Genomic DNA, 21,819 nt, shown 5'->3' with positions numbered 1-21,819 from the left:
GATGGGGCCATATATATACCCCCACAGGGTATTGAAAGAGGTCTTTTGTCCATGTCTGCCACCGCCAGCGCCAAAACCACGGTGAACCGCCTGAACCGCATCGCAGGGCAGGTGCAGGGCGTTGCACGCATGGTGGAACAGGACCGTTATTGCATCGATGTGCTGAACCAGATGCAGGCAGTGAAGTCTGCCTTGGCCAAGGCTGAAAGCGAAATCCTGAAGCGCCACGCCGCATGCTGCGTGGCGGAAGCCATCGCTTCCGGCGACAGTGCAGAACAGGAACAGAAGTTTGCCGAGCTCGTCGACCTTCTGGAAAGGACGCGCAAATGAGCAAGACCGCCACACTCTATCGCATGGACATGGAAAACCACACCTGTCCTTATGGCCTGAAGTCGAAATGGCTGCTGGAAAGCAAGGGTTATACTGTCGAGGATCATACGCTCGATAACCGCGCAGAGACCGACGCTTTCAAGGAAAAGCACGGTGTGAAGACCACGCCGCAGGCCTGGATCGGCGATGAGCGGATCGGTGGCTATACCGACCTGCGCGCGCATTTCGGCAATCCCGTGAACAAGGACGGCACGAGCTACTGGCCCGTCGCCGTGCTATTCATGATGACTGCGCTGATGGCGCTGGGTGGAGCCTTCGTGGCCACCGGAGAGGCGCTATCGATCCTGTCTGCCGAATGGTTCGTCAGCTTCTCGATGTGCGTCCTCGCCTATCTCAAGCTGCGCGATATCGAGAGTTTCTCGACCATGTTCCTCAACTACGATCTGCTCGCCAAACGCTGGGTCCCGTATGGCTACATTTACCCATGGGCCGAGGGGCTGGCGGGCGTACTGATGACCGCGCATGTGCTGAACATCGTCTCTATTCCCGTCGCGCTGTTCATCGGCACCATCGGGGCGGTGAGTGTGTTCAAGGCGGTCTACATCGACAAGCGAGAGCTGAAATGCGCCTGCGTCGGCGGCGACAGCAACGTGCCGCTCGGCTTTATCTCGCTAACCGAAAACCTGTTCATGGTCGGCATGGCCGTATGGATGCTGGTGAAGCCTGCGATCCTTTAGCTTCGGCAAAGTCTAGGAACTCAATCCCCCCTATGCTGCGTTATGGGCTCAGAAGGCACTAACAGGGACCAGATTTGATGAGTGAAAGCGGCAGCAAAAACGAAGGCGATTACAAACGCTTTATGGCGATGGTGGGCACATCCACCGTCATTATGTTCGGCCTCATGTATCTCAACACCTATGCACTGAGCCACGTGTTCTGGAGCGAAACGCGCTTCTGGATGATGTTCGTCATGGGCGCGGTGATGGCTGTCGTCATGCTGCATTTCATGTGGGGCATGTACAAGAACACGGCCAAGAACTGGATCATCATCGGCGTATCAGTGGTTACTTTTGCGCTATCCCTGTTCCTCGTGCGCAGCCAGACGACGATCGACGACAGCGAATATATGTCCGCGATGATTCCGCACCATTCGATCGCAATCATGACGAGCGAGCGCGCCGGGATCGAGGATGTCCGGGTGCGCAAACTGGCGAACGATATCATCCGCGCCCAGCGCAAGGAGATCGACGAGATGCGCTGGCTGATCGAAGACATCGAGGCAAACGGCATTGCAGCCACCAGCGCCGAAGGCGATGCGCGGCCTATTCCCGAATTCGAAGGCGAAGTGAATCCGGGTACTCCCACGCCGGGCGAATAGAGCGCCGCGCGGCCTATGTTTGTGCGATGTGGATCGCCTCGACATCGCCATCCCTGCGCCGGGCAATCAGATAGATTAATGCGCCCACCAAAAGGATGCCACCGGTCGGCAATGCGGCGCTCCATGGCACTTGCGCGAGCAGCCACAAATTGAACGCGATCGCGATCATCGTGATGCCACCCCAGAGCACTCCCATACCCTTCGCAAAGCCCGAGCTATTGCGCACCCACATGGCGATAAAGGCACAGATGCCGGCAATGACCACCAGCGTTTCGGTTGCGACCATCAGCTCCGCCAGCGATCGGAAAGTCCCGCTGAGCGCGAGGGCGGCAATGATGAAGCCGTACACCGTGATGGCAAACCACGGCGTGTCGAAGCGCGATGAAATGCTGGCAAAGTGCCGCGGCAAAAGTCCGCGCCTGCCCATGCCGTAAAACAGGCGCGGCATGGCAACGAAATAATTGAGCTGGCCGGTGCCAATCGAAAAGATCGCGGCAATGGAGATCAGGATACCGCCCCATGCACCGAACACGGCCTCACCGGCAGCCGCCAGTGGGCGATCCATATTGGCTGCTTCCGGCGCAATGGCGACATAGGTCAGCTGGACCAGCACATATAGCGCCGCAACAATTGCGAGGTTGATATACATCGACAGGAAGACGGTGCGCTGCGCGTTGCGCGTCTCCCCGGCGGTGATCGTCGAGACGCCTCCACCCGAAAACGCATAGGCGAGGAGCAGGGCAGTGGCCTCGACTTCGCTGAATTGCGGGGCGACGAATTCGTCCGGTATTCCGCTGGTGAACAGCCCGACGATGCACAGCAGGAGGATTGGCGTGACTTTCAGCGCCGTTCCGACCCACAGCGCGCCAATGGAACGGCGCGTGCCGGATATGGCGAGCAGGGTGAAGGCCGCAATCAGCGCCATGATGGTCACCAGGCGGATCACCGGATCGTCGAACACCGGGAAGATCGCGGCCAGGTAAGCGACGATTACGTGGAAATTGGCCGCACGCGCGGCGATATTCGCGCCCATGATGCACCAGCCCGCTTCGAAACCTGCGAAGCGTCCGAAGGCATATTCGACATAGAGCTGCGGACCGCCCGACTGGTCGAACCGCGTGCTGAGCCTCCCGAAAATGGCAAGCGTACTGCAACTCAAAAGGGCGAAGGCGAAAATGGCCAGCGGCGCGTAGCTTCCCGCGCCTGCGTAAAGCAGCGCAGGAAGTGCGAAGATCCCGGCGCCGATAACGCCGTTGAGATTCATGAGTGTCGCGCCGGCCAGTCCTATGACACGCGGCGGTTTATACGATTGGTCCATCCGGCCAGTCCCCCCGATCGGGAGGAGAGGCCAGATGGACCATCATGTCAAACAAGAACGCGTTATTGCTCAGCCTTCCTGCAGGCCAGCCTTCCACAGATCCACACGCCGCTCGAGGATCGATAGCGGCATCGAACCGCCATTGAGCAGCGTATCGTGGAAGCCGCGGATGTCGAAATCATCGCCCAGCTCTTCCTCGGCCTCCGCGCGCAATTCCTGGATGCGCATCATGCCGATCTTGTAGCTGGTCGCTTGCCCCGGCAGCACGAAATAGCGCTGCACTTCGCTGCGTGCGACCGTCTCCGGATTGGGCGAGTTTTCGAGGCAATAGGCAACCGCCTCATCCTCGGTCCAGCCCTTGGCGTGGATGCCGGTGTCGACCACCAGGCGGATCGCGCGCCACATCTCGCTCTGCAATTGGCCGAATTCGGAATAGGGGTCTTCATATCCGCCCATTTCCTTCGCCAGCACTTCGGAATAGAGCGCCCAGCCTTCGACATAGGCGGTCTGGTACGCGCCCTGCGTGCGGAAACGCGGAATGCCTTCGAGTTCTTGGCTGATGCTGATCTGCATGTGGTGGCCGGGATTGCCTTCGTGATAGGCGATCGCCTCCAGCGGCGGGATCGGCATGGCCGTCATATCCGAGAGATGCGCGTAATAGACACCGGGGCGCGAGCCGTCGGGCGTACCGGGGCGATAATGCTGCGCGGCGCCATCCTGTTCGCGGAACGGCTCCACCCGGCGCACTTCCAGCGCAGCGCGCGGAAGGCGGCCGAAGAATTCGGGCAGCCGCTCGGTCAGCTCGTCGATATGCATGGTGGCACGGTCGATATAGGCCTGCGCGCCCGCCTCATCATTCGAGAAGAAGAACTGCGGGTCCTCGCGGATGAAGACGAAGAACTCGTCCAGCGTGCCCTCGAAGCCGACCTGCTCCTTGATCGCTTCCATCTCGCCGCGGATGCGGGCGACTTCGGAGAGGCCGATTTCGTGGATTTCGTCTGCGGTCAGCTCGGTCGTAGTGCTCTGTTCGAGCATGTAGTTGTAATAGGCTTCACCATTGGCGAGGCTGCTGACGCCATTGCCTGCCACGGTATTCTCGATGTCTTCGCTGAACCAGTCGACAACGCGCTGGTAGGCGGGCGCCATGCTCTGGGTAAGTGCGACGCGCGCATCTTCGCGGAGTTCTTCGGCGCGCTCTTCAGTGATCGTGCCCTCCTCGACCAGACTAGTGAGACGTTCTTCGGTGCCGGCCCACAGATCCGATGGCTCGCCATCGTCGAAGGGAGCACCGGAGATAAGGCCCTGCGATTCCGCGATCACCGCATCATAGGAAAAGCGCGGCGGGCGTGTGCCAAGCTCGGCATTGGCCTGCGCGCGGATGAGCAGTTGGTCCATCGCCGGGCCCATGGCTTCGAGGCGGGAGATGAAAGCGACCATGTCTTCCTCGCTCTCCACCGTATGCTGGCCCAGCAGGAAGCTCGGCAGGAAGGCGTGGGCGCCCTGCATCTGGTGCAGGATATATTCGTTGTCGAGATATTCCATCCGGCCGGCAGAACTCTCCGCCAGATAGATCATCATGTCGTATGATTGCTTGGCCTCATCATCGAGCGCGTCGTAATCGAAATTGGCTTCCATGTCGGCGCGGGCCTGCTGCAACCACGCGTTCTGCTCCTCGATCCCTTCGACACTGAAATCATCCAGCGCGCCATAATCGGTCTTGATGCCGAGGCTGGTCTGCAGGATCGGGCTGAAGGCGAGATATTCCTCGAACTTCTCCTCGAACCAGGTGTTGATGCATTCGGTTTGCGTGGTGGCGCATTCGATCGTGGCGGTTTCTGCCTCGGCGGCCTGGCAGCCAGCCACGGCGACCGATGCCAGCAGAAGTGCTGCGTAACGTTTCATGATGTGTGATCCCTCGAATTCGACTCCGGCGTCCCGAGCGGAACAATGGCGGCGCGGGGAGCAAAAGAAAAGGCCCGGCAGGATCGCTCCTGCCGGGCCTCTTTTATGTCGTCGGTGAGACGAGCGGTGGGACTTAGAAGCCCATGCCGCCCATGCCGCCGCCCATGCCGCCCATGTCGGGCATGGCGGGTGCGGACTTGTCTTCCGGGATCTCGCTGATGGCAGCTTCGGTGGTGATCAGCAGGCCAGCTACCGATGCAGCATCCTGCAGCGCGGTGCGCACGACCTTGGTCGGGTCGATCACGCCGGCGGACACCAGGTTCTCATAGGTGTCGGTTGCAGCGTTGAAGCCCTGCGTTTCGTCGCCTTCGCGCAGGAGATTGCCCGAAACCACGGCGCCATCGTGACCGGCATTGGTCGCGATCTGGCGTACCGGTGCCATGATGGCCTGACGCACGATGTCGACACCGCGGGTCTGGTCGTTGTTCTCGCCTTCGACGCCTTCCAGCACCTTGGTGGCATAGAGCAGCGCGGTACCACCGCCCGGAACGATGCCTTCTTCCACGGCAGCGCGGGTAGCGTGCAGCGCATCGTCGACGCGGTCCTTGCGTTCCTTCACTTCGACTTCCGAAGCGCCGCCAACCTTGATCACGGCAACACCGCCAGCGAGCTTCGCCAGACGTTCCTGCAGCTTTTCACGATCGTAGTCGGAAGTGGTCGTTTCGATCTGCGCACGGATCTGCTCGACGCGGGCCTTGATGTTTTCCGCATCGCCTGCACCGTCGACAATGGTCGTGTTGTCCTTGTCGATGGTGACGGTCTTGGCTTCACCGAGCATGCCCAGCGTGACGCTTTCCAGCTTGATGCCGAGGTCTTCGCTGATCATTTCGCCATTAGTGAGGATCGAGATGTCCTGCAGCATGGCCTTGCGACGATCGCCGAAGCCCGGAGCCTTTACGGCTGCGACCTTCAGGCCGCCGCGCAGCTTGTTGACCACGAGGGTGGCCAGCGCTTCGCCTTCGATGTCTTCAGCGATGATGAGCAGCGGACGCCCAGCCTGCACCACGGCTTCCAGCACAGGCAGCATGGCCTGCAGGTTGGAGAGCTTCTTCTCGTGGATCAGAATGTACGGGTTTTCGAGCTCGACCGTCATCTTCTCCGGATTGGTGACGAAGTAGGGCGAGAGATAGCCGCGGTCGAACTGCATGCCTTCAACGACATCCAGTTCGAATTCGAGACCCTTGGCCTCTTCCACGGTGATTACGCCTTCCTTGCCGACCTTTTCCATGGCTTCGGCGATCTTCTCGCCGACTTCCTTGTCGCCATTGGCGGAGATGATGCCAACCTGTGCGATTTCGTCCGAACCGGACACGTCCTTCGAACGGCTCTGCAGGTCTGCGACAACCTTGTTCACGGCGAGATCGATGCCGCGCTTAAGGTCCATCGGGTTCATGCCGGCAGCGACGGCGGTCATGCCTTCGCGCACGATGGCCTGGGCCAGCACGGTTGCAGTCGTGGTGCCGTCACCGGCAGCGTCGTTCGCCTTCGATGCGACTTCGCGCAGCATCTGCGCGCCCATGTTTTCGAACTTGTCCTTGAGCTCGATTTCTTTGGCGACAGTGACGCCGTCCTTGGTGATGCGCGGTGCGCCGAAGCTCTTGTCGATCACGACATTGCGACCTTTGGGGCCGAGCGTGACTTTGACGGCATTGGCCAGCGTATCGACACCCTTGAGGATGCCTTCGCGGGCGGTGCGGCCGAATTTTACGTCTTTAGCAGACATTGGATCTTCTCCTGAATTGGGTTGTATTGGGAAGCGTGGTCAGGGGGCTCAGCCGAGCACGCCCATGATGTCGCTTTCCTTCATGATCAGCAGGTCTTCACCGTCGATCTTCACTTCGGTGCCACCCCATTTGCCGAACAGCACGCGGTCGCCGACTTTTACGTCGAGAGCGGTGACGGTGCCGTCTTCAGCCTTGGAGCCGTTGCCGACAGCGACGATTTCGCCTTCGCTCGGCTTTTCCTTGGCGCTGTCGGGGATGATGATGCCGCCAGCCGTCTTTTCTTCGGCTTCGATGCGGCGGACCAGTACGCGGTCGTGCAGTGGACGGAATGCCATGTTTATGACCTCTTCCAATTGAGTGGTTAAACGTGATTGGCACTCTCCGACCGAGAGTGCCAGTGCGGCGCATTTGGGTGCGCGTTCATGCAGAGTCAATGGCTGTGGCAGCGAAAAAGTTGCACGCGATCGGCCAGAGCGTGGCCTTCGCGGGGCAGGTCAGGAATTGCGCTGCGTCAGCCCCAGATTTTCGCGCGCATTCCAGCGCAAGAGGAGGAGGGCCGCAGCAAAGGTTAGTCCGGTCGCAAGGCCGATCCAGACGCCCGTGCCGCCGAGCTGCGTCCCGAGCCCGAGACCGGCGGCAAGGCCGAAGCCGGGCAGCCAATAGCTGAAGATCGCAATCCACATCGGAATGCGCGTGTCCTTGAGACCGCGCAGCGCGCCTGCGGCCACGGCCTGCACCCCGTCGGATAGCTGGAATGCAGCGGCGACCATCAGGAAGCCGGTGGCCGCAGCGAGAAGCTGGGCGTTCGCCGGGTCGCCAATATCGATATAGACCGAGAGCAGGGCGTGCGGCATCACGACCATGGCGATGGCCGTCAGCGCCATAAAACCGGTTCCCATGACGATGCTCGTCCAGCCTGCGCGGCCCATTCCAACGGGATCGCGCGCGCCGTAGAAATAGCCGACCCGGATGGTTGCCGCCTGTCCCACGCCGAAAGGGACCTGAAAGGCAAAGGCAGCGAGGTTGAGCGCGAGCGTATGCGCGGCCAGCTCCAACCCGCCGACGCGCCCCATCAGGAATGCCGCAGCGCCAAAAACGCCCGCTTCTGCCACCACGGTGATCCCGATAGGCGTACCGATCCGCAGCATTTCCCAAAAACGCGGCCAGTCCGGTCGCCAGAAAAAGCCCATGATGTGATAGCGGTGCAGGCGCGGGTCGATGCGGATGATTGCGGCATACATGGCAAGTATCGCGAGCGAGGTAATCAGTGTCGCGACCGCCGCACCGGGCAGGCCCATGGCAGGTGCGCCAAGGTTGCCGAAGATGAAGGCGTAATTCGCTAGCGCGTTCACGCCGATACCCACGCCGGTGATCGCCGTCGCGATGATCGGCTTGCCCAGCGTCGAGACATAGTTGCGCAGCACGCCCGCGATCACCATCGGCGCGACCGACCATAGCAAGACCTGCATGTAGGAGACGGCGAGCGCGGTGATCTGCGGCTCTTGCCCTGTCAGCCGCATCAGCGGTCCAGCAAGGACGCAGAGCACCATACCGATCGCCGAAACGATGACGCTGAGCCACAAGGCCATGCGCACGGAACGGCGAACCGGTCGCAGTGCCGGACCGCGCGCGCCAATCTCCGCCGCCATGATCGGAGCGACAGCGCCGGTGAGTGCCTGCAAGCCCCAGACGATCAGCCCGAACAGCGCGATGGCCAGCGCCGATGCGGCGAGCTCATCTGGGCCCAGCCGCGCGATGAACATCACGTCGATCGCATAGGTCAGCATCTGCAGCAGATTGGCGAGCGCCAACGGCCCCGCCAGCTTCAGCGTCTCGCGCGTCTCGACTGTCCAGTCGGGCGTCTCGGGATGGGCAATCGGCCGCATGGTTCAAGCGCTGCGACGCGACTCGATGGGGTCCGCACAGCCGGACCGAATAGGGCTGCGGGCAGTATCTTGAAAGAGGCGAAGGGCGAATGTGGCAGCGCTGCGACCCTGCGGCCACAGGGCGGCGCAAGCCTACTGCGTCAGCGGTTCTCGCGCAGCCAGTTGAGGCCCTTATCCTTGCTGTAGAAGTATTCGACTTCCAGCCCTTCGCTCAGCTTCTTGTAGCTGAGTTTCACGAGCATCGGCGGATCGATGATGGCCACGCGGCACAGCCCGGCTTCTTTGGACGCCATCAGATGATTGCGAATGTAATCGTAAACTTCGTCATTGGCGGGCACCATGTCCGTCATCACGCCAAGCCCGTAAATTGGTCCACCGCTCTCGACGAGCGGAGCCGATTTGGCATTCATCTCATGCAGGAATGCCTTCATCCCGGCGAGATCCCACTCGCCACCGATCGTGAAATGCACCTCGCGAAGATCTTCGTTCACGGAGATGCTTTGGGTTCTCTGCGTCGTGCTCATGCTAAAAGTGCATAACGGCAAAAGCTTCAAGAAGGTTTTACGGGCCGGGCGCCGCGTCGATCGCAGCGACGAACTCCTGCATGGCGGCATCGCCTAAACCGGCCTCGGCCAGAGCGCGCCGCAATGCTTGATCCGCCGCAGTTGCTATGTCGGGCTGGTTGCCCGTTCCTTCCCAGCTCTCTCCCGTATCGGGATTGAAAGTCCGGCCTGCAGGGACAAAGGCCGCAAAGCCATGCCCTACCGGGAGCATCCCGCCGAAATGCGCCGCGCCGCGAGTTGCCTCGCCTACGATCATGGCCCGGCCGGTCCGCTGAAGAGCCATGGTGATATGCTCTCCCGCCGATCCGGTGATGTTCGAGGTGAGCACGTAGATTGCATGATCTGCAAGGCGCGGAGGCGATGCCGGCGCGGTGCGGTGCATGTGGTGGACAAGGCCCTCGGGCGCATCGATGCGATGCAGGCTGGTGGCTCCGCCAAAAGGCGCGCCGTCATTTTCGAAAATGATCTCGCGGATTTCCATCACGACAAGGTCTGTCGGCTCGGCAAACATTTCAGCGAAAAGGAAGTCCATTTCGCGCAGGCCACCGCCCCGGTTTTCGCGCAGATCGATGATGATGGCCTTGCCCGGTGCGGCGGCGGTGACGAAGTCTTCTAGGAGCACCATGGTCTCTTCGAGACCGAAGAGCAGGTCTATCCGCATATAGGAAACGCCATCGGCATGATGCGCGGCGAAGTTGGAGGGCGGCGGGGGGCCGTGAGGGTGCTCATCTTCGCCCTCTTCCATCACCTCCAGCCGCAGGTGCCCGTCGGGATACACCTCCTGAAGTTCGTCGGTGATCAGGCTCGCAAAGTCTTCCGCGGACAAGGCAGCGTCCGCTTCACTGATGCCGCGTTCGCGCAGATAAGCGGCATAGGCAGCACCCCATTGCGGGAACAAATATCCGGTTTCGAGCCTGTCGGCGAGCTGGGCGAGCACTTCGCTGCGGGCGGCACGCTCATCCTGAGCTGAAGCTGCTGTCGTCTGCTGTGCCTCGGCGCGCGCAGCCGTGTTGCCTGCCACGCATCCGGCAAGTGCCATTGCGGCGGCGGTGGCCAGCAAAGCCGCTGCTGAGACAGTGCGCTTCGATGTCTTATTGGGGTTGTTGTTATGAAAAATCATGTTCGGGCCTCCTCGTGCTCGATAGTGCTTGTGATAGTCCCGAAACGTGTCTGGTAATCTTGCCGGATGAGCGCCTCTCGCGCGGTGTCGAGCGCCTGGATGAGGTGGCAGCCGATCTCTTCGAAAAGCTGCTGATTGACCTTCGTCGTGGCCAGCATCAGCTGGTCCAACCGCTGCCACTGCTCCTGCCCCGCAGGGGTGAGGCCGTATTCGGACCTGCGCCCGTCCTCCGGATCGTCGCGCTTGGTGACGAGCTTCAGCTTGAGCAGCTTGTCGATGCGCTGGGCGATCAACTGATGAGACTGGCCGAGGTCGCGCGCTATCTCGGTAAGCGACATCCATGTGCCCGGCGCGAGAATGTGAAGGGTCGATGAGCCTTCGACCGGAATGACAAGGCCATGCGCCGCATAGACCGATTTCATCTGCCCTTCCGTGACCGTGAGAAGGTCTTGCAGGCGTTTTCCGAGATAGGCATCGTTCAAAAGCAAGCGCGTTCATCCTTAGATATGCAAGTAATTGCGCAACTGCTTACATAAAGGCAAAATCAGGCGTGTCAATGCGCTTTAGACTTTGCATAGCTTGACGCGACTACATTTGTAATCGAAACGGGTGGAACGTTTTGGAGAATGCCATGTTTCGCGGTTCCATTTTGCCCAGCCTAGTCGTCCTGTCAGCCCTCGCCATGCCTGCCGCAGCGCAAACCGGCGCGGATCATGCCAGCCAAATCGCCGCGATCGAAAACGGGCTCAGGCCGACCTATGGTGTCGCCGGGGAAGAGGGCGAAGTCTGGACGCTTGAAGAGCGGATCCGTCATTACGATGTGCCCGGCGTGAGCATTGCCGTCGCCATCGACGGGGAACTGGTCTGGGCGCGCGCCTACGGAGTGCTGGACAAGAATGGCGATACGCCTGTCGACACCGAGACCATGTTTCAGGCCGCGTCTTTGTCGAAGCCGGTGGCTGCGCTCGCCGCGCTTGCGCTGGTGCAGGACGGCTTGCTGGCACTCGACGATCCGGCGAACCGGTTTCTCACAAGATGGCAAATCCCGGACAATGCATTAACCGCGCAGCAGCCGGTCACGATCCGCCATTTGCTATCCCATCGCGGCGGTACGACGATCCACGGCTTTCGCGGCTATCCGATGGGATCCGAACTGCCGAGCCTGCCGCAAATCCTTGACGGTCAGCCGCCCGCCAACACCGATCCGGTGATCGTCAACCAGCTCCCGGGCGATAGCTATCGCTATTCGGGCGGCGGCTACACCATCCTGCAACTGGCGATAGAGGATGCAAGCGGACGCAGCTTTGCCGATGTGGTCGAGGGGCGGATTTTCCACCCTGCCGGCATGGCGCGTAGCCATTTCGATTACCCGGTGAGCGATGCCAATGCGGCCGTGGGCCATGCCGGGGCAGAATCGACATCGATGGCAGGAGCAGAGCTCGCCTATCCGGAACTGGCCGCAGCGGGGATGTGGACGACACCGAGCGATTTGGTGCGGCTGGGATCGCTGGTCGCGCGTGCCCGCAATTCCGAATTCTATTTCCTCGATCAAGGGCTCGCCCGCCAGCTGGTGCCCGAGGATGCGGGAGAACCCGGTCTCGGCTTCGGCCTCAACGATGATGGCGACGGGGTGGCCTTCGTCCATAGCGGACACAATCCCGGCTACAGCGCGCGCTGGATCAACTATGCCGATGGCCGCGCCAGCGTGGCAGTGCTTACCAATTCGGACAGCGGCGGGGACCTGATCCGCGAAATCCTGAGCGCAGTGGGCCATGTCTACGGCTGGCGGCAGGATGGGCATGAAGTGCGAGAGACAGTCTCGCTGGATGCGCCGGACATGCAGGCTATCGCTGGCGATTACGGCTGGTCCGCCGCTGATGCAGAGCCGTTCATGGCCATATCCATCACCGACGGGCAGCTGTGGATCGAGGGCGCACTGGGCGATCGCACCCGCTTTCATGCCCAGGACGAGAACCGATTTTTCGTGACCAGCGGCCTGAACTTCGCGGTCGAACGCGATGCATCCGGCGATGTCGAAGCGATTATCGTTCAGGACGAAATCCGGCTGGTGCCGCTTTCGTAATCCGCAACAAAAAAGGGCGCCACCATCGCTGGTGACGCCCCCTTGGTGATCTCTCGGAAGAGATCGAAGCGTAAGCTGATCCCCGCTTCCGCGAGGACACGCGCTTACTTCAGTTCGACGGTACCGCCGGCTGCTTCGATCTTGCCCTTGATCTCTTCGGCTTCTGCCTTGTTCACGCCTTCCTTGAGCGGCTTCGGCGCGCCTTCGACGAGGCCCTTTGCTTCGGTCAGGCCCAGGCCGGTGATGGCGCGGACTTCCTTGATGACCTGGATCTTCTTGCCACCGTCGCCGGTGAGAATGACGTCGAATTCGTCCTTCTCTTCAGCAGCAGCTTCACCAGCACCGCCACCAGCGGGGCCAGCAACAGCAACTGCAGCAGCGGCGCTAACGCCCCACTCTTCTTCCAGTGCCTTGGCGAGTTCAGCTGCTTCCATAACGGTCAGCTTCGAAAGGTCTTCAACCAGCTTGGCAATATCAGCCATGATGTATCACTCCAATTGTTGGGGCGCTCCGTTTGTTCGGGTGGCCCCTAGTATGTTTCGTATCTCGTGCGAGAAAGCGTCTCTTACGCTGCATCCTTGGCGCCATAGGCACCGAAGACACGAGCAAGCTTGGCCGCCGGTTCATTGACAACGCGGGCGATTTTCGTCGCCGGGGCGTTGAGAAGACCAACGATCGTGCCACGCAGTTCGTCGAGGCTGGGCATCGAAGCCAAAGACTTGATACCTGCTTCGTCGAGCACCTGCGTGCCCATCGAGCCACCGACGATTTCCAGCTTGTCGTTCGACTTGGCGAATTCGACAGCAGCCTTTGCAGCTGCGACAGGGTCTTCCGACCATGCCAGTGCTGTCGGACCGGAGAGAAACTCTTCGATGCCGACGTAATCGGTGTCTTTCAGGGCGAGCTTGGCGAGACGGTTCTTCGCGACCTTGTAGGACGCACCGGCTTCACGCATCTTCGTACGCAGTTCGGTGGACTGGTCCACCGTCAGGCCGAGGTTGCGGGTCACGACGACCACGCCAACTTCGTTGAAGACTTCGTTCAGCTGGGCGACCGCTTCGGTTTTTTGCGAACGATCCATGCCGTACTCCTTCACTATGGCCGACCGCATATCGTGCGGACGACCGGCTCAAATCACCCCGCCGCTCATGCGACAGGGCAAAAGTCCGTTGATGGGGAAGGAGGTGCGTGACGCATCACGCTGATTGCGAGGCCATGGTGGCCACGCGAAAAATCTCGTTTCCCCGTCTAGGCTGGAAATTAAGATGGCCCGATTGCCATCACCAACTGTCTCGGACGGATGAATGCCCCGATCCGTATGGATCAAAGCAATCGGGGCGGGCCAATAAAGGCCACGCCCCGAGAGTCAAGCAAAACTGCTTAAATCAGCTGTTGCTGATTACATTTCGTCAGCAGTTTCTTCCAGCGTCTCAGCTTCCTGCTCGGCTTCCATTTCGGCGCCTTCGTTGCCCATTTCTTCAGCGAGCTCGGCTTCGGCTTCTGCAACACCGGCTTCGGCGTCCAACACTTCAGCTTCCATTTCAGCAATGTCGTCTTCCTGCTCGGCAGCTTCTTCAGCGGTGCCGTCGCAAGCAGCGACGAGCATGAGAGCGGGAGCGGCGGCAAAAGCGATAATCTTTTTCATTCTAAGTCCTTCCTAAACTGAAGCCGGTTTGCACCGGCGTCCCCTCGATAACCGATTCAATCGGCATGGGTTCCGCCTGTTGCCATTATTTTGCCGCAATGTCTTCCCCATATTGCAGCAAGTCGCCCGGCTGGCACTCCAGTTCGCGGCAGATCGCTTCCAGCGTGCTGAAACGGATCGCTTTGGCCTTGCCGGTCTTCAGGATCGAGAGGTTGGCGAGGGTGAGACCCACACGTTCTGCCAGCTCGGTGAGGGTCATGCGCCGTTCGTGCAGCAGATCATCCAGTTTCACCATGATTGCGGCTCCTTCATTATCGGATGAGGATTTGGGTGGCATCACACAGTCCCTTCCAGATCATCGCGCATTTCTGCGCCGTGGCGGAACACACGAGCGAGGATGAAGAGGACGATCACCATGAGTATGCCCGTAAAGTCCAGTCCGGCGTCTATCGTGATGTCGGCGTGTTCAACTTCATCCGCCCACTTTGCGACCATCAGGCCGATGCCTCCAATGAGGATGGACAACAGCTGGACGCCCAAGAGGAGCCAGGCCATCACGCTCAGCCTGTCGGCATTTTCCGGCACGAAAGGGTCGCCATCGCCAACCGTGCTTATGATCTTGCGTAATTTCCCGAAGAAAATGAATATCATCACCACAGCTACGAGGGCCAGCACCAGAACAGCGATTGCTGCTGCCATTGGTGGATCGGACGCTTGTGGGCCCAATTCGTCGATCAGTTCGGCGCGAATGGTCTCGCGGAAAATCAGCAGGACTGGAATGACGATGGCGAGCGCGAATGCGGCTATCCCCAGCACGCCTTGCATAAGCACAGTGAGTGCCTTGCCGCCAGCCAGCAGCAGATCGTTCGGTCTGTTATCAGTGTCCATTGGCTTCATCCTTCCCGTTCTGTTGTGATCAAGCCAGCAGCGTCGATGCGGCCGCAACCGGCTGCGGATCGACCGGTACGTTGGTGACGACGGCAAAGCTCGTCGAGGTGAGGATTACGGCTGCGAGAGCGGCGAGTGTGTTGGTAGCGAAGCGGGTCATTTATCGATCTCCTATATCGTGTTTGTTGAAAAACGATATGGCCGAGTCGCTTCTTATTGTCAATCAATAATATTGAAAAACGATATGTGAGACATCGTTTTGCGAAAAGCCACCGGATGAGAGGGGCTTGTTGGCGGGTCGCCAAACCCGCTACGGCTTTGAAATGATCTACATTCTTCAAAACATTCTGCCCATTGGCGCGGCAACGCTCGCGGGCCTCGTGCTTGGCTGGCTCTGGTTGCGCCTATCAGGCCGAGCCACACCTCGTGCCGGAATTATCGCCCTCGCTGCAATCGCGATCTTCTGGCTAGCCGCGATTCTTGCGGGCGCGCTTATCCTCGCGCCGCAACAAGCGGGCGTGTGGGCGATGACCATCGGGAGCGCAGTGGTGATCTGGTGTGGCTTCGTCCTGCCCGCGCTAGCTGTCACGCTTGCTGTGGGTGGAGCGCGCGGCAAAGCGATAACGTCAGCCGCGACCTATTGGCTCTTAGCGATGCTGGCGATGGCTGCGATCATGCGACTGGTCGGCTTGACCGCGCCTCCGGCCTAATAGCGATGATCAGTCCGCCGGCGGGATGGCCGGTGTTTCCCAGAACAGCGCCACCTCATCCGCAGCTCCGGTCATTTCGTATCGAATGAGCGCGATCGGCAGTCGGCCTGCCGCCATGAACTCGTCATGGAAATCGCGAAGCACGAAATCGTCACCCAGCTGCATCGCGCGGTCCGCCAGCAAGGCGTCCATCTGCAGCTTGCCGATTGTATAGGCCACGCCATACCCCGGCGGGCGGCGCAAATAGATTTCCGCATCGACGCGGGCCACATCCTCGTCCAGCCACGGCGTCTGCGCGCGCATGAAGTCTACCGCTTCGCGCACGCTCCATGCGTTTCGCTGCATATAGACATCGGCAGGCACGCGGGCGGCGCGGAAGATGCCGAAGATCATCATGAACTCGTCTGCGCGGGGTGAATGATCGGTGCCGCCTGCCAGCATCGTGGCCTCTTCCAGATAAGTGGCCCATCCCTCGGCACGCGATCCTTCGCTGAACCGGCCGCGGATGGGGCGCTCATCCCGCGCGGCGAGCACGGCATCGAACCGGTGACCGGGAATGACGGCATGGACGTGATCGGGGATTGGATCGCGAAACTGGATCTGCTCCCAGAAATTGGGACCGGTCGGGCGCTCGATGTAAGGCGTGTTCGCTCCCAGCTCACCGACATAATCGGGGATGGTGATGAATTCCTCTTCGGTCAGAAAATCGCGCACGATCCGGTCGGTCTCGGCGATGCGACCCTCCTGCTGCTCGCGGCTCGTCGAAAGCGGGATTTGCGGTTCGTCGCGATTGCGATGACGCAGCAGCGCGAGCGCAGCGGTCATCCGCTCGTGCTCGCGCTCAGCCAGCACCAGCATCTCGTCACCCGTGATCGGGATCATGCGGACATGGCGGATGAACCAGTCATAGCGGGCCGAGCCCACTCCTGCCGCTGCATCCATGCCGGGGCGTTCGTCCTGCAGCCAGTCGCGAAATGCGATCAGGGCGGTGCGCGCCTGCTGTATTTCGGGAACGAGCTCCGGCTGGCTTTCGCGTGCCCGTGCAAGCAGGTCATCATACCAGCCGATGATGCCGGGTGGTGGCACCTCGCGATAGGGATGGTAGTGGTTCACCCCGTCACTATTATCGAGGTTGTGCAAAGCCAGATCGGCATAATCACCCGCAACTTCTGTCAGATTGGCGCGCGCATCGGCAAGCATCAGCGGAACTGTCGCCAGTTGCTCGCGCAGTGTTGCCAGATCCTCTCCGCTCGCCGGAACTTCGGCGAAGGCCACGCGCATTAGCGGGTCGAGATAAAAGCCCGGATCGCGCTTCCACGGGCGCAGGACTTCGAGATTGAAGCGGTAGCCATTGAGCATGGAGCGAACCGCAAGATATTCGACCTGGTGCTCACGCGGCCAGTTTGCGACATCCATGGCGTCGAGCCGCTCCTCAAAGCTCTCGAGGCCCGCTACCTTCTCCGCCATCAGGCTGTCGGCATAGGCCTCCCCAACCTGCGCTCCGGAATCCAGCACCACTGCATTGGTGAAAGCTGGCACCATATAGTCGCGCAACTCTTCGTGCAGTTCGAGCAGGTCATCATAGGATCCGGTGCCGCTTTGCTGGGCATGGGCGGGAACGGCGAGCAGGAACAGCAGTATCAGCGACAGGATGTGGCGCATTCGATTTCCCCTTCGATAGCTATCATTGCGTCGTCACGCTTGGTCTGTCCAGTTGCCTGCGGCCCATTGACCGAATCCTACACGCTCCCTATATGGCCCTCACAGCCGAAGAGCTTCGAGCAAGGTGGGCCTTTACGCGGGGGCGCATCCAAGAACGGAAGTTTCGGCATCTGCGTGAGACATGGATTGATCAAGGCTGCGATGCGGCACCGGTAGCGGTGCGCTCATCGTCGGCCTTTTCTGCGTCTCGCGCGATACTCCCGCTCACGAAAATTTTCGCGCCCGCAAACTCGCTGGCGCACACACGCGAAGAAGAGGCCCGTCCACATTATGGCGACCAAGGCGAAAGCTCCTGAAGTTCAGGGTTCCAAGAAGAAGCGCATCCGCAAGATTTTCGGCGACATCCACGAAGTGGTGCAGATGCCGAACCTGATCGAGGTGCAGCGCGAGAGCTACGAACAGTTCCTGCGCTCCGATCCTTCGATCGATTATGTCTCCGGTCTGGAAAAGACGCTGCGCAGCGTTTTCCCGATCCGCGACTTTGCCGGTACCGCCGAACTCGATTTCGTGAATTACGAGCTTGAGCCGCCGAAATACGACACGACCGAATGCCGCCAGCGCGGTATCACCTACGCAGCCCCGATGAAGGTGACGCTGCGCCTGATCGTGTTCGAAGTCGACCAGGAAACCGAATCCCGCTCCGTGCTCGATATCAAGGAGCAGGACGTTTACATGGGCGACATGCCGCTCATGACGAAGAACGGCACATTCATCATCAATGGCACCGAACGCGTGATCGTGAGCCAGATGCACCGTTCGCCGGGCGTGCTGTTCGATCACGACCGCGGCAAGACGCACTCTTCGGGCAAGTTCCTCTTCGCTGCCCGCGTCATTCCTTATCGCGGTTCGTGGCTCGATTTCGAATTCGACGCCAAGGACATCGTCAATGTCCGTATCGACCGCAAGCGCAAGCTGCCGGTCACCGCACTGCTGTTCGCGCTTGGTCTCGACCAGGAAGAAATCCTCGACCACTTCTATGACAAGGTTACGTGGAAGCGTTCCGGCGGCAAGAAGGGCGCCGAGGGCTGGGAAATCCCCTTCGTTGCCGAAGCATGGCGCGGTGCCAAGCCCGCTTTCGCGCTGGTTGACGCCAAGACCGGCGAAGAAGTCTTCCCCGCCGGCCAGAAGGTATCCCCGCGCGCTGCCAACAAGGCCGAAAAGGATGGTCTCAAGACCCTGCTGATCCCGACCGAGGAAATCTTCGGCCGCTATGCCAGCAAGGATATGATCGACGAAAAGACCGGCCGCATCTACATCGAAGCGGGCGAAGAAGTTTCGCCGGAAAACCTCGAGAAGCTCGATGCTGCAGGCGTCGACCAGCTCGAACTGCTCGACATCGACCACGTCAACACCGGTGCGTGGATGCGCAATACCCTGGCTGTCGACAAGGCGGAGAACCGCGAAGAAGGCCTCGAGGCCATCTACAAGGTCATGCGTCCGGGCGAGCCGCCGACCAAGGAAACCGCCGAAGCTCTGTTCGAAGGCCTGTTCTTCGATGGCGAGCGTTACGACCTTTCCGCAGTTGGCCGCGTGAAGCTCAACATGCGCCTCGGCCTCGATGCCGAAGACACCGTCACCACGCTGCGCAAGGAAGACATCCTCGCCGTGGTGAAGGAACTTGTCGACCTGAAGGACGGCAAGGGCGATGTCGACGACATCGACAATCTCGGCAACCGCCGCGTGCGTTCGGTGGGCGAGCTGCTGGAAAACCAATACCGCGTCGGCCTGCTGCGCATGGAGCGCGCCGTGAAGGAGCGCATGAGCTCGGTCGATGTCTCGACTGTCATGCCGAACGACCTGATCAATGCGAAGCCTGCGGTTGCCGCAGTGCGCGAGTTCTTCGGTTCTTCGCAGCTTTCGCAGTTCATGGACCAGACCAACCCGCTGTCGGAAGTCACCCACAAGCGCCGCGTTTCGGCGCTGGGCCCGGGCGGCCTGACGCGTGAGCGCGCAGGCTTCGAAGTCCGCGACGTTCACCCGACGCACTATGGCCGTATCTGTCCGATTGAAACGCCGGAAGGCCCGAACATCGGTCTGATCAACTCGCTGTCGACCTTCGCCCGCGTGAACAAGTACGGCTTCATCGAAACGCCCTACCGTTCGGTGAAGGATGGCAAGGTGTCGAGCGAGGTGAACTACCTCTCGGCCATGGAAGAGCAGAAGCACACCGTGGCACAGGCCTCGGCTGCTACCGATGACAAGGGCCAGTTCGTCGAAGAGCTCGTCTCCGCCCGCCAGAACGGCGAGTTCGTGATGAGCCCGAACGAGCAGGTCACGCTGATGGACGTTTCGCCCAAGCAGCTCGTCTCGGTCGCTGCATCGCTCATTCCATTTCTGGAAAACGATGACGCCAACCGCGCACTGATGGGATCGAACATGCAGCGCCAGGCTGTGCCGCTGGTCAAGGCAGAGGCGCCCTGGGTCGGCACTGGCATGGAAGAAACCGTGGCCCGCGATTCGGGCGCTGCCATTGCGGCAACGCGCGGCGGCGTGATCGATCAGGTCGATGCGACCCGTATCGTGATCCGCGCCTCGGGCGAAGTCGATGCCGGTAACCCGGGCGTCGACATCTACAGCCTGCAGAAATTCCAGCGCTCCAACCAGAACACCTGCGTCAACCAGCGTCCGCTGGTGAAAGTGGGCGACGTGGTGGAGAAGGGCGACATCATCGCAGACGGTCCGTCGACCGATCTGGGTGAACTCGCTCTCGGCAAGAACGCGCTCGTCGCCTTCATGCCGTGGAATGGCTACAACTATGAGGACTCCATCCTCATTTCCGAGCGTATCGTGAAGGACGACGTCTTCACCTCGATCCACATCGAGGAATTCGAAGTCATGGCGCGTGACACCAAGCTCGGCCCTGAAGACATCACCCGTGACATTCCCAATGTCGGCGAGGAAGCGCTGCGCAACCTCGACGAGGCGGGCATCGTCTACATCGGTGCAGAAGTGCACCCGGGCGATATCCTGGCCGGCAAGATCACGCCGAAGGGCGAGTCCCCGATGACGCCGGAAGAAAAGCTGCTGCGCGCCATCTTCGGTGAAAAGGCCAGCGACGTGCGTGACACCTCGCTCCGCCTGCCGCCGGGCGTTGCCGGTACCGTCGTGGAAGTCCGCGTCTTCAACCGTCACGGTATCGAAATTGATGACCGTACGCGTGCCATCCAGAACGAGGAAATCGAACGCCTCAAGAAGGATAGCGAAGACGAGCGCAACATCCTCAACCGTGCGACTTACAACCGCCTTGAAGAAATGCTGGCCGGCCAGACCGCGTCTGCCGCTCCGAAGGGTGTGAAGAAGGGTACGGTGATCGACGCATCGCTGCTGGAAGGCATCGAGAAGCGCGACTGGTTCAAGTTCGCCGTTGCCGATGACAACATGCAGGCCCAGCTCGAAGCTGTGAAAGGCCAGTATGATGAAGCGGTAAAGGCCATCAAGGACAAGTACGAGGACCGCAAGGAGAAGCTCGAACGCGGTGATGAACTCGCCCCGGGCGTGCTGAAGATGGTCAAGGTCTTCGTCGCGGTGAAGCGCAAGCTGCAGCCGGGCGACAAGATGGCTGGCCGTCACGGTAACAAGGGTGTGATTTCGCGCATCCTGCCGGAAGAAGACATGCCGTTCCTCGAAGACGGTACGCCGGTCGATATCGTGCTCAACCCGCTGGGCGTGCCGTCGCGCATGAACGTCGGGCAGATCTTCGAAACCCACCTCGGTTTTGCCGCACGCGGTCTTGGCCACCAGATTGGCGAGCAGCTTGACGAATGGCGCGCATCGAACCCCGATGCTACTGCCGGCAAGCCGCCTGCTGCGCTGATGGACAAGCTGAAGGACGTCTATGGTGAGAACTATTACGACGATCTGGAAAGCCGCACGGGTGAAGAAGTCGCCGAACTCGCACACAACCTTCGTGCCGGTGTCCCGATGGGCACGCCGGTGTTCGACGGCGCGCGTGAAGGCGATGTGACCGACATGCTGCTGAAGGCAGGTTATGACAGCTCCGGCCAGTCCGACCTGTACGACGGCCGCACCGGTGAGGTGTTCGACCGCAAGGTGACCGTGGGCGTGATTTACATGCTCAAGCTGCACCACCTGGTCGATGACAAGATCCACGCCCGCTCGATCGGCCCGTACTCGCTCGTCACCCAGCAGCCGCTGGGCGGTAAGGCGCAGTTCGGTGGCCAGCGCTTCGGTGAAATGGAAGTCTGGGCTCTGCAGGCCTACGGCGCCGCCTACACCTTGCAGGAAATGCTGACGGTGAAATCGGACGACGTGGTCGGCCGCACCAAGGTTTACGAAGCGATCGTCAAGGGTGACGACACCTTCGAAGCCGGCATTCCGGAGAGCTTCAACGTGCTCGTCAAGGAAATGCGCTCGCTGGGCCTCAACGTCGAACTCACTTCGCTCACCGATGGCGAAGAGGAAGACGAAGACGGCTTTGGCCAGATCGCCGCTGAATAACAGGGGTAGGGCGGGCCGCACGGTCCGCCTCC

21 protein-coding genes are annotated in these 21,819 nt (G+C 60.6%); 6 read left to right on the top strand and 15 right to left on the bottom strand.

Annotation, left to right across the window (positions count from 1 at the left end):
* Positions 1-51: 51 nt before the first annotated feature.
* From O2N64_RS03190 to O2N64_RS03180, 3 genes are all read left to right on the top strand, one after another.
* On the top strand, positions 52-330 hold the full coding sequence (locus O2N64_RS03190; protein WP_271078844.1) for a metal-sensitive transcriptional regulator: 279 nt from the start codon (positions 52-54) through the stop codon (positions 328-330).
* A complete protein-coding gene (locus O2N64_RS03185; protein WP_271078843.1) occupies positions 327-1,067 on the top strand; it encodes a MauE/DoxX family redox-associated membrane protein in 741 nt (246 codons plus the stop codon). Before O2N64_RS03190 ends, O2N64_RS03185 begins: the two co-directional genes overlap by 4 nt.
* A gap of 77 nt (positions 1,068-1,144) precedes the next feature.
* Positions 1,145-1,708 carry a DUF305 domain-containing protein gene (locus O2N64_RS03180; RefSeq protein WP_271078842.1) on the top strand — a complete coding sequence of 188 codons (564 nt, stop codon included), beginning with the start codon at positions 1,145-1,147 and terminating at the stop codon, positions 1,706-1,708.
* 13 nt (positions 1,709-1,721) lie between these two features.
* Here the strand turns inward: O2N64_RS03180 and O2N64_RS03175 are convergent, their stop codons facing one another.
* From O2N64_RS03175 to O2N64_RS03140, 8 genes are all read right to left on the bottom strand, one after another.
* Positions 1,722-3,026, bottom strand: coding sequence for an APC family permease (locus O2N64_RS03175; protein ID WP_271078841.1), 1,305 nt, complete (start codon positions 3,024-3,026; stop codon positions 1,722-1,724).
* A gap of 69 nt (positions 3,027-3,095) precedes the next feature.
* Positions 3,096-4,928: a DUF885 domain-containing protein gene (locus O2N64_RS03170; protein ID WP_271078840.1), complete on the bottom strand. Its 1,833-nt coding sequence runs from the start codon at positions 4,926-4,928 to the stop codon at positions 3,096-3,098.
* Positions 4,929-5,061: 133 nt separating this feature from the next.
* Positions 5,062-6,711: a chaperonin GroEL gene (gene groL / locus O2N64_RS03165; protein ID WP_271078839.1), complete on the bottom strand. Its 1,650-nt coding sequence runs from the start codon at positions 6,709-6,711 to the stop codon at positions 5,062-5,064.
* A 48-nt stretch (positions 6,712-6,759) separates the two neighbouring features.
* A complete protein-coding gene (gene groES, locus O2N64_RS03160) occupies positions 6,760-7,047 on the bottom strand; it encodes a co-chaperone GroES (protein ID WP_197920280.1) in 288 nt (95 codons plus the stop codon).
* Positions 7,048-7,206: 159 nt separating this feature from the next.
* Positions 7,207-8,598, bottom strand: a complete 1,392-nt coding sequence (locus O2N64_RS03155) for an MATE family efflux transporter (protein ID WP_271078838.1) — start codon at positions 8,596-8,598, stop codon at positions 7,207-7,209.
* A 140-nt stretch (positions 8,599-8,738) separates the two neighbouring features.
* A complete protein-coding gene (locus O2N64_RS03150) occupies positions 8,739-9,122 on the bottom strand; it encodes a hypothetical protein (RefSeq protein WP_271078837.1) in 384 nt (127 codons plus the stop codon).
* Between the two features lie 37 nt (positions 9,123-9,159).
* Positions 9,160-10,281 (bottom strand): S41 family peptidase, encoded by a 1,122-nt coding sequence (locus O2N64_RS03145; protein ID WP_271078836.1) that lies wholly within the window; start codon positions 10,279-10,281, stop codon positions 9,160-9,162.
* Complete coding sequence (locus O2N64_RS03140) at positions 10,278-10,769, bottom strand: MarR family transcriptional regulator (protein ID WP_271078835.1); 492 nt, start codon at positions 10,767-10,769, stop codon at positions 10,278-10,280. Before O2N64_RS03140 ends, O2N64_RS03145 begins: the two co-directional genes overlap by 4 nt.
* 143 nt (positions 10,770-10,912) lie before the next feature.
* Between O2N64_RS03140 and O2N64_RS03135 the strand changes: the two genes are divergently transcribed.
* Positions 10,913-12,364 carry a serine hydrolase domain-containing protein gene (locus tag O2N64_RS03135; protein ID WP_271078834.1) on the top strand — a complete coding sequence of 484 codons (1,452 nt, stop codon included), beginning with the start codon at positions 10,913-10,915 and terminating at the stop codon, positions 12,362-12,364.
* A 104-nt stretch (positions 12,365-12,468) separates the two neighbouring features.
* Here O2N64_RS03135 and rplL read toward each other — a convergent pair whose 3' ends face one another.
* The 6 genes from rplL to O2N64_RS03105 form a co-directional block, all read right to left on the bottom strand.
* Positions 12,469-12,846 carry a 50S ribosomal protein L7/L12 gene (gene rplL, locus O2N64_RS03130; protein ID WP_197920284.1) on the bottom strand — a complete coding sequence of 126 codons (378 nt, stop codon included), beginning with the start codon at positions 12,844-12,846 and terminating at the stop codon, positions 12,469-12,471.
* Between the two features lie 83 nt (positions 12,847-12,929).
* Complete coding sequence (rplJ, locus tag O2N64_RS03125; protein ID WP_197920285.1) at positions 12,930-13,445, bottom strand: 50S ribosomal protein L10; 516 nt, start codon at positions 13,443-13,445, stop codon at positions 12,930-12,932.
* A 318-nt stretch (positions 13,446-13,763) separates the two neighbouring features.
* Positions 13,764-14,009, bottom strand: a complete 246-nt coding sequence (locus tag O2N64_RS03120; RefSeq protein WP_271078833.1) for a hypothetical protein — start codon at positions 14,007-14,009, stop codon at positions 13,764-13,766.
* An 85-nt stretch (positions 14,010-14,094) separates the two neighbouring features.
* The gene (locus tag O2N64_RS03115) at positions 14,095-14,304 is read right to left on the bottom strand and encodes a helix-turn-helix domain-containing protein (protein WP_271078832.1); all 210 of its coding nucleotides are present in this window, start codon (positions 14,302-14,304) and stop codon (positions 14,095-14,097) included.
* A 41-nt stretch (positions 14,305-14,345) separates the two neighbouring features.
* Positions 14,346-14,897 (bottom strand): DUF2975 domain-containing protein, encoded by a 552-nt coding sequence (locus tag O2N64_RS03110; protein ID WP_271078831.1) that lies wholly within the window; start codon positions 14,895-14,897, stop codon positions 14,346-14,348.
* Between the two features lie 28 nt (positions 14,898-14,925).
* Entirely contained in the window at positions 14,926-15,057 is a 132-nt protein-coding gene (locus O2N64_RS03105) for a hypothetical protein (protein ID WP_271078830.1), read from the bottom strand.
* Positions 15,058-15,220: 163 nt separating this feature from the next.
* Here O2N64_RS03105 and O2N64_RS03100 point away from each other — a divergent pair, with 163 nt between their 5' ends.
* The gene (locus O2N64_RS03100) at positions 15,221-15,607 is read left to right on the top strand and encodes a hypothetical protein (protein WP_271078829.1); all 387 of its coding nucleotides are present in this window, start codon (positions 15,221-15,223) and stop codon (positions 15,605-15,607) included.
* 9 nt (positions 15,608-15,616) lie between these two features.
* Here O2N64_RS03100 and O2N64_RS03095 read toward each other — a convergent pair whose 3' ends face one another.
* Complete coding sequence (locus tag O2N64_RS03095) at positions 15,617-17,269, bottom strand: DUF885 family protein (RefSeq protein WP_271078828.1); 1,653 nt, start codon at positions 17,267-17,269, stop codon at positions 15,617-15,619.
* 330 nt (positions 17,270-17,599) lie between these two features.
* On the opposite strand from O2N64_RS03095, the gene rpoB reads away from it, so the two are divergent.
* Entirely contained in the window at positions 17,600-21,787 is a 4,188-nt protein-coding gene (gene rpoB, locus O2N64_RS03090; protein WP_271078827.1) for a DNA-directed RNA polymerase subunit beta, read from the top strand.
* Positions 21,788-21,819 lie beyond the last annotated feature (32 nt).

Origin of the sequence: Aurantiacibacter sp. MUD61 (genome assembly GCF_027912455.1) — a bacterium.
Classification (GTDB): domain Bacteria; phylum Pseudomonadota; class Alphaproteobacteria; order Sphingomonadales; family Sphingomonadaceae; genus Alteraurantiacibacter.
This window is presented reverse-complemented; position numbering and strand designations above follow the sequence as displayed.